The sequence below is a fragment of the Chryseobacterium sp. MIQD13 genome (genome assembly GCF_050496705.1).
Classification (GTDB): Bacteria; Bacteroidota; Bacteroidia; order Flavobacteriales; family Weeksellaceae; genus Chryseobacterium.
In genome coordinates, this window is the sequence record NZ_JBNWAF010000002.1 from 1077993 (window position 1) to 1089865 (window position 11873).

Genomic DNA, 11873 nt, shown 5'->3' on the forward strand with positions numbered 1-11873 from the left:
TATATTTTTCATTATTCTATTTGTTCCTAATTCTTTCCTAAATTGATTCTGAACTTTGCTCCATAATAAAGACAGAAAAAATTTAGCATTATGAAAAATTTCAGAAAAATCACCGGAGCGTTTGTTTTGATTTTCTTACTGACAGGAGGATTTATCTTTGCTCAGGACAGAGCGATCAATGCCAATCAGCTGCCAAAAACAGCCAAAAATTTCCTTGCTACTCACTTTAAAGGTATCACCATAGGATCTGCCATCGAAGACAGAGAGATTTATGGGGTTGCCGAATACCAGGCTTATCTTGCAAACGGGATGAAGGTGGAATTTGACAGCAGCGGCAACTGGAAAGAAATAGACGGGAAACATCAGAAGCTGCCTTATGGTTTTATACCTGCTTCTATCAGGAATTATTCAGCCAAAAATTTCCCGAATACATATATCGTTAAGATAGAAAAAGAAAGATGGTCATATAAAGCTGAGCTTTCCAACGGACTGGATCTTGAATTTGACAGAAACGGTAACTTCAAAAGGATTGATGATTAATCCGGATTAAAATATACATAAACACCTTAAATCTTAATATGATGGTCAACTGGAATATAATTAGTAACAGAGAAGGAAATAAACCTTCCCAGAGTGTAAGAAAAAGTATGGTTTCTTTTTTAACCAGACATTATCCGTGCAGCGTGGTAGATTCGATTGAAAAGAAATACAGTGCTTATAAAGTATATCTGATGAGTGGTCTGTGCCTTACCTTTGATGCAGACGGGAGGTATGTAAAAACAAACTAAAAAAAGCGGAATGGTGGAAGATGAGAATGATTATCTTCCTCCTTTCCTGCCTATTTTCATATATTTGATAGAAGTTAATACTGTAAATGAAGATATTAATCATAGAAGATGAACCGGAATTGAAAGATACGGTACAGACTTTTCTGGAAGCAGAGCATTTTATTGTAGAGTTCGCACTTACATATAATGCCGGTCTGGAAAAGATTATTTCGTATGAGTACGACTGTATTCTTCTGGATATTATGCTGCCGGACGGAAACGGTATTGAGCTGCTGAAAGAGATTAAAAAGCTTCATAAAAAAGATCCTGTGATCATTCTCTCTGCTAAGGATTCTGTAGATGACAAGGTTGCCGGGCTTGAAATAGGAGCGGACGATTATCTGGCAAAGCCATTCCATCTTGCTGAGCTTATGGCGAGAATCCGGTCTGTGATCAGAAGAAAAAATCAGGATGGGGAAAATACAATTACCTATAAGAATATCAGCATTGATCCGGAAAACAGAACTGTTAAAGTGGGTAATGAAGATCTTGTTCTTAACCGTAAGGAATATGACCTCCTGTATTATTTTGTGATCCACCCGGAAAAAACATTACAGAAAACAACTTTGGCTGAAGCTATTTGGGGAGATTACATTGATCAGGCAGACAGTCTGGATTTTATCTATTCACAAATAAAAAATCTTCGTAAAAAACTGAAAAGCCTCAATGCAGAAGCTGATTTCCAGGCTGTTTACGGAATCGGCTATAAATTTGTTTAGATGAAAGTTTCGTTAAAATACTATACTATCAAATATATGATCGTTATCCTGCTGCTGATTATCGCAGTCTGGGCAGCGCTCTTTTATGCCTACATTCTGGATGAAGTGTATGATAATGTAGATGATGGATTGAAAGACAGGAAGATACAGATCATTAAAGCAGTATATTACGATCCGAAGCTATTAAACAGTAAAGATTTCGGATTTAATGAATTCAAGATCAAACCCATTTCAGAATCCGATTACAAAGATAAGAACAGACTTTATAATAAGATGTTCTATATGGAATACGACGATCAGGACCAGCCTTACCGGGTTCTAGAGACCGATTTTATAGATCAGTTCGGGAAACGTCAAAGACTCGAAATAAGGACATCTACTGTTGAACAGGATGAATTGGTATATGACCTGACCACGGCTTTAATTGTATTGTATATTTTGCTTGTGATCAGTATTGTTGCTGTTAACGGTTATCTGCTGAATAAAGCGATGCGCCCTTTTTATACTATTTTAGATAAGCTTAAAAAATATCAGTTCGGGATTGCATCCTCACAGGAACCGCAGAATTATTCCATCAAAGAATTTGAAGAACTCAACATAGAGATCGAGGAAATGATTGAGCGTAATGAACTTGTTTTTCATCAGCAGAAACAGTTCATTGAAAATGCATCCCATGAACTTCAGACACCACTGGCTATTGTGATCAATAAGATTGATTTAATGATCCAGAATGATGATCTTGACAGGAAAAATATGAATTTCCTTACCGAAGTAAAAGGAGACCTGAGAAGGATGGCAGGACTGAATAAATCCCTCCTCATGCTTTCCAAAATAGAGAACAGCCAGTTCAATAAAACATCAAAAGTTGATTTTAATGAATTAATTTCCGAACTCGTTAAAAGCTACGAAGACTTTATCGAATTTAAGAAAGTTCATGTCAGCATTACTGAAAAAGGGTTCTTTGGGGCAGAATTTAATCCGGATCTTGCAGATATTTTGCTTTCCAATCTGCTTAAAAATGCGGTTAAGTACAACAAAGAGGAAGGAACTGTTAATATTATTATAGAAGACAACCGTCTGATTTTTCAGAATAGTGGCCGCGATATTCCGTTAGATGAAACACAGATCTTCAACCGTTTTTACAAAAGTGGTTCAGATCACAGTTCTACAGGTTTGGGGCTGTCTATCATTAAGACCATAATAAAACAATATCCCGGATGGGATATTGTCTATAATTTCGAAGATGGCATGCATTACTTTATCCTTTCCAAAAATAATGCTCATTTATCTTAATGTTTAAATTCCTAAGCTTGCTCTTACTCTTTTAATGGTTTCTGTGGCAACAACTCTTGTTTTTGCAGCACCTTCCTGAAGTTTAGCTTCCAGTTCATCCAGATTGTTCATGTAATAGGTGAACAATTCTCTTTCTTTAGCAAAACGGGTCAGGATAAGATTTAAAAGTTCAGCTTTAGCGTGTCCATAGCCGAAGTTTCCGGCCAGATATTTCGCTCTCAATTCTTCTGTCTGCTCAGGAGTAGCGATCAGCTCATAGATGGCAAAAACCTTATCTGTTGAAGGGTCTTTTGGATCCTCCAGAGATTTTGAATCTGTTTCCACACTCATTACCTGCTTTTTCAGTTCCTTTTCGGGTAAGAAAATATTGATGATGTTCCCCATTGATTTAGACATTTTACGGCCATCGGTTCCGGGAACATATTTTGTTTCTTCCTGAAGTTCAGCCTGAGGTAAAACCAAAACTTCACCCATCTGATTATTAAACCTTGATGCCACATCACGGGCAATCTCCAGATGCTGAAGCTGATCTTTCCCTACAGGAACAATCTCTGCATCATACAGTAAGATATCTGCAGCCATCAGAATAGGATAGGTAAACAGTCCGGCGTTCACATCCTGAAGCCTGTCTGCCTTATCCTTGAATGAATGGGCAAGTGTTAATCTTTGGTAAGGAAAAAAACATGATAAATGCCAAGAAAGTTCACAGGTTTCAGGGATATCACTCTGTCTGTAAAAATATGTTTTTTCCGTATCCAGCCCACAAGCAAGCCAAGCCGCAGCAATTTCGTAGGTATTCTGTTTCAGAACCTGTGCATCTTTAATCTGCGTTAAAGAATGAAGGTTCGCAATAAATAAAAATGATTCATTTCCTTCCTGTTTGGAAAGTTCAATAGCAGGAATAATCGCCCCAAGGAGATTTCCAAGATGGGGGGTTCCGGTGGCTTGTATGCCGGTAAGAATTCTTGACATTTGTTTAAATTATTTAAAAAATTAATGAATTACAAATTTAATTAATCTCCCACAGATTACACAGATTTGCGCGGATGTTTATGTAAAAAATAAAATCCTGGGAAATTTTGGCTGAAAAAAATGTACTGATCTTCTTAATGATATACCAAACAAGGAAAATTTAAGGAATAATAATCTTTTCTCCTCCGAATTTCGGCTGTACTCCGAAAAGCAAATCCCAGTATACTTTTGCTTTTGCAAGATATTCTCTGAGATTTGTCTTCAATCCGGCATATTTATTCACGTCATTGGCGTTATATCCGAAAGCTTCCATGCCATTCTCTTTTGCCAGAAAAACAGCTCTTTCATTGTGAAATTTCTGTGAAATGATGACCAGTTTATTCTGCCCGAAAATCTCTTTAGCTCTTACAACGGAATCCAGTGTGCGGAATCCGGCATGATCCATTATGATCCTTTCCTTTGGAATACCGTATTTCATTAAAGTAAGCTGCATGTCTTCCGGTTCATTATAATCCTTACTGCTGTTGTCTCCACTTACAATAATATATTTGATTTTTCCGCTTTTATATAAATCTATAGCTGCCTGAATCCTGTTGTAGAAATAAGCATTAGGCATTCCATTACTTAATGTTTTCCCGGTTCCAAGAAGCAGGGCTACTTTGGTTTCCGGGACATCAGAAATCTTGTAGGAAACAAAAGCGCTGCTTTCTTTTCTGATGCTGTAGTTGGCCCATGCTATAAAAATAATTCCTGCCACAAGAAGAAGCAGGAAAATTTTAAAAATATTTTTAATTACTTTTTTCATCCGGAATACCGTTTTTAAAACTCAAGCCCGTTAGGAAAAGCCTTTTTTCTGAATATTAATAATAAGGCAGCTCCTACTGTAATGGCTGAATCTGCCACATTGAAGATGTATTTAAAGAACTCAATATGTTTTCCTCCTATCAAAGGCCAGCTATCTGGAACATACCAGTCTACCAGAGGAAAGTGAAGCATATCTACCACACAGCCTTTCATAAAGGCAGAATAGCCCTGTCCGGGAGGAACAAATTTAGAAATTCCTCCATATCCGATCCATCTGTCGATACTTGGGTCATACACTGTTCCGCTGTCGAAGATCAGTCCGTAAAACATTCCGTCAATAAGATTACCGATAGCGCCGGCAAAAATAACGGCCATCGGAATCAGAAGGTAATTGGATGCTCCCTGCTGCAGCCATTTCTTGAACATATAAACCATTCCGCCGATCAGGAAGAGTCTTAGGATCACCAGGAAATATTTCCCGATAATTCCTCCGAAATGAAGTCCATAAGCCATTCCCGGATTCTCTACGAAAGTAAGTTTGAAACCAGGAAAAACATTGACGCTGTCATCCAGATTAAAATGGGTTTTGATATAAATTTTGGAAGCCTGATCAATTAACAATACCAGAAATGTTATAGCTAAGATCTTTTTCATTACAATCCTTTTGGTTTAGACGGTTTATCAGAATTCTTCTTATCATATATTTTCTTGGCTACTTTTTCTGTATGGAAAGTGTTTTTGGTATGAGCCTTTTCAAATTTAATGTTCATTTCCTTTAACACACTTTTCAGTGCACTCAGTTCCATAGGATTTTTAGGATGTACTATGATAGATTCCATTTTCTTTTCTGTTTTATATTGTTACATTTTGGACAGCTCATCAAGTCTTTTTCTGTCTTTTGCGGACAGGTCACTGATGCCGTTTTTGCCCATCTTACTCAAAAGTCTGTCAATTTCTTTTTCCCTGTCGCGTTTATCGGAATTAAACTGATCATCGATGGTGTAATTTTTATGCTGATCAGGAAAGAATCTGTTTTTGATCCACTCCCTGTTGAAAAACAATAAAACTGCGGCCACAATAATTGTTAAAATTAATATTTCGCTCATGGGTATACATTAAAAATTAGGTTTATAAAGTATCCTTGAATACGATATAAACCCAATATTATTTTTACAAACCTTGCGGCTTATTTCTGCATGTTTTTCGCTTCAATGCTCAGCGTAGCGTGAGGAACAGCTAAAAGTCTTTCCTTAGGAATCAGCTTTCCGGTTACTCTGCATACACCATAGGTCTTATTTTCGATTCGGATCAAAGCATTTTTAAGATCACGCACGAATTTTTCCTGGCGTCCTGCTAAAATAGAGTTCTGTTCTTTGCTCAGCGTCTCGGCTCCTTCTTCAAAAGCTTTGAATGTAGGAGAGGTATCATCTGTACCATTATTCTGGTCATTGATGAAACTTTCTCTGATCAGTTGAAGATCCCTTTCTGCTTTTTCTATTTTTTCTTTTATAATTGCCTTAAATTCCTGTAAATCAGCATCGCTGTATCTTACTCTTTCGTCTGACATATTCTTTTCTCTTTTTTAATAAAATTATGAAATGGATTTTGAAATACATTAACTATATGTTAATTTTTTTCAACATTTACCTTAAAATTAACCTCATCTATTTCGATTTCGTTAAAATTTGAAAGTGAAGATACAATTTCTATTTTATTTGACAAGACCTCGGATGAAATATATTCTTCATTTTTCCTTACATCTTCAAGGAAAGGAGAATTTTCTTCAATGGAGATTTTAATTCTGTCTGTAAGTTCAAAGTCCTTCTCTTTTCGCAGGTTCTGAATTCTGTTGATGAACTCTCTTGCAATACCTTCAGATTTTAACTCGTCTGTTAACGTCAAATCTAATGCCACAGTTGTTTTTCCATCGGAAGTTACCGTCCATCCCGGGATGTCTTTTGTAGAGATTTCCACGTCATCAAGCGTGATCTCATAGCCCTGAATGTCTATTTTTCCTTCTTTTTCAAGACTGGCAATCTGTTCTGCATTGAAGTCAGCAATTGCTCCGCCTACCGTTTTCATATCTTTTCCCAATTTAGGACCCAAAGCTTTGAAGTTCGGTTTGATCTGTTTTACAATCAGATGTGATGCTTCTTCTGCATTGATCAACTGTAATTCTTTAACGTTCACTTCCTGTTTGATCAGCTCTGCAACCGCCAGAATCTGCTCTTCTGTTTTGGAATCCAGTACCGGAACCAATACTTTCTGCAATGGCTGACGAACTTTTACGTTTTCTTTCTTTCTCAGGGAGAAAACCATGCTGGTAATATTCTGCGCCAGGTGTGTTTTTTCTACAAGATCCTGATCGATCAGATTTTCGTCAGCAACAGGGAAATCCGTTAAGTGTACAGATTCACAGTTTTCTTTACCTGTTACTTTATTTAAATCCTGATACAATTGATCCATAAAGAACGGAGCAATAGGTGCGGATAATTTAGCAACAGTTTCAAGACAGGTATATAAAGTCTGGTAAGCAGAAATCTTGTCATCAGAATAATCTCCTTTCCAGAAACGTCTTCTGCATAACCTTACATACCAGTTGCTCAGATTGTCATTCACAAATGTGCTGATGGCTCTGGCTACTCTTGTCGGTTCGTAATCTTCGTAGAATGCTTTTACTTCTTTAATTAAAAGATTCAGTTCAGAAAGGATCCACCTGTCAATTTCCGGACGGTTTTCCACTTCTTTTTCAGAATAATTGAATCCGTCTACATTCGCATATAATGCAAAGAATGAATAGGTATTGTAAAGTGTTCCGAAGAATTTCCTTCTTACCTCATCAATTCCTTCGATATCAAATTTCAGGTTCTCCCAAGGATTTGCATTTGAGATCATATACCATCTGGTAGCATCCGGTCCGTATACGGAAAGTGTTTCAAATGGATCTACAGCATTTCCTAAACGTTTTGACATTTTCTGACCGTTCTTATCCAGAACAAGCCCATTACTCATAACATTTTTGTAAGCAACAGAATCAAAAACTGCCGTGCCAATCGCGTGAAGCGTATAGAACCATCCGCGTGTCTGATCAACTCCTTCTGCAATGAAATCTGCAGGAAAAGCTTTATTGTTATCGATCATTTCCTTGTTCTCAAACGGATAATGCAGCTGAGCATAAGGCATAGACCCTGAATCGAACCAAACGTCGATAAGGTCGCTTTCACGCTTCATTGCTTTTCCTGAATCTGAAACCAGAACCACTTTATCCACTACATTTTTGTGAAGATCTACCAGTTCATAGTTTTGTTCAGACATATTTCCGATTATAAAACCTTTGAACGGATTTTCTTTCATCAATCCTGTAGCAACAGATTTTTCAATCTCATTGTAAAGTTCTTCTACAGACCCTATGATCTTTTCTTCTTTAAGATCTTCCGTTCTCCAGATTGGCAACGGAATACCCCAGTATCTTGAACGGGATAAATTCCAGTCGTTTACATTTTCAAGCCAGTTGGCAAAACGTCCTTCTCCGGTAGCTTTTGGTTTCCAGTTGATTTCTTTGTTTAAATTAACCAGTCTGTCTTTTACAGCCGTCATTTTCACAAACCATGAATCCAACGGATAGTACAATACTGGTTTGTCAGTTCTCCAGCAGTGTGGATAACTGTGAACATATTTTTCTACTTTGAAAGCTTTGTTTTCTGTTTTCAGAACGATAGCCAGTTCTACATCCCAGGATTTTTCAGGAGCGGTTCCGTCATCATAATATTCGTTCTTGATATATTTTCCTGAAAATACATCAGGCACATTTTCTCCTTTGATGAATTTACCCTGTAAGTCCACAAGAGGAACAAGGTTGTCATTCCCATCTTTTACCAACATTGGCGGAATTCCATTTTCCTTTCCAACTCTGGCATCATCTGCACCAAATGTAGGCGCGATGTGAACGATACCTGTACCGTCCTCAGTGGTTACAAAATCCCCGATAATCACTCTGAATGCTTTTTCAGGGGATTCAGCAGGCGTAAACCATGGGATCAGCTGCTCATATTGAGTTCCGGCTAATTTTTCTCCGGTGAATTCTTTGATTACTTTGAACGGGATAACCTTGCTTTCTGCAGTGTAATTTGCAAAATCTTCGTCTGTTCCTTCTGCATATTTCTTACCGAATACTTTCGGTACGAGAACTCTGGATAAAACAATTGTTATCGGCTCAAACGTATATTGGTTGAATGTTTTAACCAAAACATACTCAATATCTCTTCCTACGGCAAGAGCTGTATTGGAAGGTAATGTCCATGGAGTGGTAGTCCATGCTAAAACATGTACGTCACCATCCACATCATTAAACAGGTCGGAAGTTTCTTTTTTCGCCTTGAACTGTGCCACAACTGTTGTATCCGAAACATCACGATATGTTCCCGGCTGGTTCAGCTCATGGGAAGAAAGTCCTGTTCCTGCTTTTGGAGAATAAGGCTGTATGGTGTAACCTTTGTACAGCAATTCTTTATCGTACAATTGTTTTAACAACCACCAAACCGTCTCCATATATTTTGACTTATAGGTGATGTAAGGATCTTCAAGGTCTACCCAGTATCCGATCTTTTCCGTAAGGTTATTCCATACGTCTGTATATCGCATTACCGCTTCACGGCAGGCTTTGTTGTAGTCTTCAATAGAGATTTTTTTGCCAATATCTTCTTTAGTAATTCCTAATTCTTTTTCTACGCCCAGTTCCACAGGAAGTCCGTGTGTATCCCAACCCGCTTTACGGAAAACCTGTTTTCCGTTTTGGGTCTGATAACGACAGAAAATATCCTTTAATGCTCTGGCCATAACGTGGTGAATTCCGGGCATACCGTTTGCTGAAGGCGGACCTTCATAAAAAACAAACTCGGGATTACCCTCACGGATCTCAACACTTTTACTGAACGTTTTATTCTGTTTCCAAAATTCCGCTACATTTTCGGCTACGTCAATAAGGTTGAGGTTTTTGTATTCTTTAAATTGGCTCATTGTAAATATCTCAATATCGTTGATTAATTAAGTCTGCAAATTTAGTGATTTTTGTCGGTTTATAATATATGTTTTATTTAGGTTATATCTATTAAAAACTTCAATTTCAGAAATATAAATGCGGAATGTGGCTGGGAGATGAATGGTCAATGGTGAACAGGTCAATTTTTTCTTACGGTTTGCATTGTATTTCACAACTATTTCATTCGATAGAAGTAGGTTTTAACCAACCTGAAAAATTAAAAATAAAACTACATTCATCAGGCTTTAGCCAAAACCTAAAATAAAAGCCTTTATTTAACAATGGCATATTTTTTACATAATCATCTGTGTAAATCTGTGTACTCCGTGGTTGAGAATTCTTTTCTCTCAGGTAACTCCAGACTGTTCAGATTTCCATTCCATTATATTATAAAATTTCATAAATTTAAATAGACCCTAAAATCAAATGCTGTATGAAGATTTTCTGCAAATTAATCCTCGTTGTTTATTTCCTTAACGGTATCATAGTATCAGCTCAGAATAATTATCCACAGAATTATTTCCGGAATCCGTTGAATATCCCAATGCAGCTGGCGGCTAACTTTGGAGCTGTCCGTTCCAATCATTTTCATATGGGATTAGATCTGCGGACCAACAGTCAGGAAAATTTAACGGTTGTTGCTGCAGCAGACGGTTATGTAAGCAGGATAAAAGTGGAACGCTATGGTTTTGGAAACGCAGTTTATATTACTCATCCTAATGGCTATACCACAGTATATGCCCATCTCAATAAATACTTCGACGGACTGGATAAATATGTAAAAGAAAAACAGTACAAAGACGAAAAATGGGAACAGGATATCAGTTTCTCTCCCGGACAGTTTCCTGTAACAAAAGGACAGCTTATCGCTTTGAGCGGGAATACCGGAGGTTCAGCAGGCCCGCACTTACATTTTGAGATAAGGGATACAAAAACTGAAGAATGCATCAACCCTTTGCTTTTTGGTTTTAATATTCCTGACCAGGTTGTTCCGACTATTAGTGGACTTTATTGGTATGACAGACGTTTCAGTACTTACGAACCAGGAGCAAACACCATTGCTGTTAAAAAAGCAGGAAATATCTACACAACGGATGTTATTCAGGTAAATTCACCGGAAATAAGCTTTGCTGTTAAGGCTGTGGATAAAGCCAATCAAGGGTTTAATCTTGGAATTTATCATGCAGAATTATGGATGGATGACAAGCAGATTTACGGTTTTTCCATTGATAAAGTAGGCTATGATGATACCCGCTATATTAATGGCTGTATAGATTATACCAAATTTACAAAAGATAAAATGAGCATTCAGCATTTATCTTCTTTGCCGGGAATGAAGCTGAATAACTACAGTGTGTCTGATTTAAGCGGAATTGTTAAACTTCAGGATGAAGAGACTCACAATATTGAAATTGTTTTAAAAGATGTCAACGGAAATACAAGCCGGATGGCAACAAAAGTCCGTTTAAATAAAAATTCAGATAAAGTTCCATTTACTGGTAAAGTAATCATGCCTAATGAAGGAAAAACGATCACTACTGAAAATGCAGAAATTAATCTTAGTAAAAATGCACTGTATGATGCTGCGAATTTTCAAATGACTGAAAAATCAGGTACTAATGCAGATGCTGCCTCAAATACCATTGTTCTTCAAAATCCGTATATCCCGGTGCATGATAATTACACTTTAAAAATAAGGCCTAACAGAAAGCTAAACAATGAAGAAAAAGGAAAAGCAGTTGTCCTGTTCGATTATGGAAGTGATAAAGACGTTGTCAAAGGTAAGTGGAGCGGTGATTGGATAGAGACGGAATTTAACAGGCTCGGGACAGCTGTTCTGCTGATAGATCAAAATCTGCCTTCTGTTTCTGCAGGCTGGAAAGACGGAACCCTTATAAACAGCAGTACTTTACGGCTGAAAGGAACAACCAAAATTGGTGATATCGTTTCATTCCGTGCAGAGCTGGATGGAAAATGGTTTCGTTTTTCCCGTACAAAAGATGATTTTGTCTATACTTTTGATGAAAAATGTCCCAAAGGCTCAGGTTTGCATACTTTAAAAGTAACCACAGCCAATACCGCGGGAAATATAAACACACAAACTTTCACCTTTCAAAGATAAAATCATGTGCTTGCATATGAATCATAAATACGTGAATACATTAGTGCACAAACACAGAATACATTTTAATATTTAATACATTTGTCTTTTAAAAATTA

12 protein-coding genes are annotated in these 11873 nt (G+C 37.3%); 5 read left to right on the forward strand and 7 right to left on the reverse strand.

From position 1 onward, the window contains the following. Positions 1-90 precede the first annotated feature (90 nt). The 4 genes from ACQWU4_RS11900 (at position 91) to ACQWU4_RS11915 (ending at position 2839) form a co-directional block, all read left to right on the forward strand. Complete coding sequence (locus ACQWU4_RS11900) at positions 91-540, forward strand: PepSY-like domain-containing protein (protein ID WP_429935975.1); 450 nt, start codon at positions 91-93, stop codon at positions 538-540. 38 nt (positions 541-578) lie between these two features. Continuing rightward, on the forward strand, positions 579-788 hold the full coding sequence (locus ACQWU4_RS11905; RefSeq protein ID WP_429935976.1) for a hypothetical protein: 210 nt from the start codon (positions 579-581) through the stop codon (positions 786-788). Positions 789-874: 86 nt separating this feature from the next. Next, entirely contained in the window at positions 875-1546 is a 672-nt protein-coding gene (locus tag ACQWU4_RS11910; protein ID WP_429935977.1) for a response regulator transcription factor, read from the forward strand. Next, entirely contained in the window at positions 1547-2839 is a 1293-nt protein-coding gene (locus tag ACQWU4_RS11915; RefSeq protein ID WP_429935978.1) for a sensor histidine kinase, read from the forward strand. It begins immediately after the preceding gene. A 3-nt stretch (positions 2840-2842) separates the two neighbouring features. Here ACQWU4_RS11915 and trpS read toward each other — a convergent pair whose 3' ends face one another. From trpS to ileS, 7 genes are all read right to left on the reverse strand, one after another. Then, a complete protein-coding gene (gene trpS / locus ACQWU4_RS11920) occupies positions 2843-3811 on the reverse strand; it encodes a tryptophan--tRNA ligase (RefSeq protein ID WP_429935979.1) in 969 nt (322 codons plus the stop codon). A 160-nt stretch (positions 3812-3971) separates the two neighbouring features. After that, on the reverse strand, positions 3972-4616 hold the full coding sequence (locus ACQWU4_RS11925) for a SanA/YdcF family protein (protein WP_429935980.1): 645 nt from the start codon (positions 4614-4616) through the stop codon (positions 3972-3974). A gap of 14 nt (positions 4617-4630) precedes the next feature. Further along, a complete protein-coding gene (locus ACQWU4_RS11930; protein ID WP_429935981.1) occupies positions 4631-5269 on the reverse strand; it encodes a lipoprotein signal peptidase in 639 nt (212 codons plus the stop codon). Beyond that, positions 5269-5454, reverse strand: coding sequence for a DUF2683 family protein (locus ACQWU4_RS11935; protein ID WP_429935982.1), 186 nt, complete (start codon positions 5452-5454; stop codon positions 5269-5271). The genes ACQWU4_RS11930 and ACQWU4_RS11935 overlap by 1 nt, the downstream gene beginning before the upstream one ends. Positions 5455-5475: 21 nt before the next feature. After that, a complete protein-coding gene (locus tag ACQWU4_RS11940; RefSeq protein ID WP_429935983.1) occupies positions 5476-5721 on the reverse strand; it encodes a DUF6576 domain-containing protein in 246 nt (81 codons plus the stop codon). Positions 5722-5801: 80 nt separating this feature from the next. Then, on the reverse strand, positions 5802-6182 hold the full coding sequence (locus ACQWU4_RS11945; protein WP_034726982.1) for a TraR/DksA family transcriptional regulator: 381 nt from the start codon (positions 6180-6182) through the stop codon (positions 5802-5804). Positions 6183-6241: 59 nt separating this feature from the next. Then, positions 6242-9631 carry an isoleucine--tRNA ligase gene (gene ileS / locus ACQWU4_RS11950; RefSeq protein WP_429935984.1) on the reverse strand — a complete coding sequence of 1130 codons (3390 nt, stop codon included), beginning with the start codon at positions 9629-9631 and terminating at the stop codon, positions 6242-6244. 455 nt (positions 9632-10086) lie between these two features. Between ileS and ACQWU4_RS11955 the strand changes: the two genes are divergently transcribed. After that, positions 10087-11775, forward strand: a complete 1689-nt coding sequence (locus ACQWU4_RS11955) for a M23 family metallopeptidase (protein WP_429935985.1) — start codon at positions 10087-10089, stop codon at positions 11773-11775. Positions 11776-11873 lie beyond the last annotated feature (98 nt).

Bases quoted from the DNA above. Each gene is read 5' to 3' on its own strand.
- ACQWU4_RS11930 (WP_429935981.1), bottom strand. From the start codon at position 5,269: ATGAAAAAGATCTTAGCTATAACATTTCTGGTATTGTTAATTGATCAG.
- ACQWU4_RS11935 (WP_429935982.1), bottom strand. From the start codon at position 5,454: ATGGAATCTATCATAGTACATCCTAAAAATCCTATGGAACTGAGTGCA.
- ACQWU4_RS11925 (WP_429935980.1), bottom strand. From the start codon at position 4,616: ATGAAAAAAGTAATTAAAAATATTTTTAAAATTTTCCTGCTTCTTCTT.
- ACQWU4_RS11955 (WP_429935985.1), top strand. From the start codon at position 10,087: ATGAAGATTTTCTGCAAATTAATCCTCGTTGTTTATTTCCTTAACGGT.
- trpS (WP_429935979.1), bottom strand. From the start codon at position 3,811: ATGTCAAGAATTCTTACCGGCATACAAGCCACCGGAACCCCCCATCTT.
- ACQWU4_RS11945 (WP_034726982.1), bottom strand. From the start codon at position 6,182: ATGTCAGACGAAAGAGTAAGATACAGCGATGCTGATTTACAGGAATTT.
- ACQWU4_RS11905 (WP_429935976.1), top strand. From the start codon at position 579: ATGATGGTCAACTGGAATATAATTAGTAACAGAGAAGGAAATAAACCT.
- ACQWU4_RS11940 (WP_429935983.1), bottom strand. From the start codon at position 5,721: ATGAGCGAAATATTAATTTTAACAATTATTGTGGCCGCAGTTTTATTG.
- ileS (WP_429935984.1), bottom strand. From the start codon at position 9,631: ATGAGCCAATTTAAAGAATACAAAAACCTCAACCTTATTGACGTAGCC.
- ACQWU4_RS11915 (WP_429935978.1), top strand. From the start codon at position 1,547: ATGAAAGTTTCGTTAAAATACTATACTATCAAATATATGATCGTTATC.
- ACQWU4_RS11900 (WP_429935975.1), top strand. From the start codon at position 91: ATGAAAAATTTCAGAAAAATCACCGGAGCGTTTGTTTTGATTTTCTTA.
- ACQWU4_RS11910 (WP_429935977.1), top strand. From the start codon at position 875: ATGAAGATATTAATCATAGAAGATGAACCGGAATTGAAAGATACGGTA.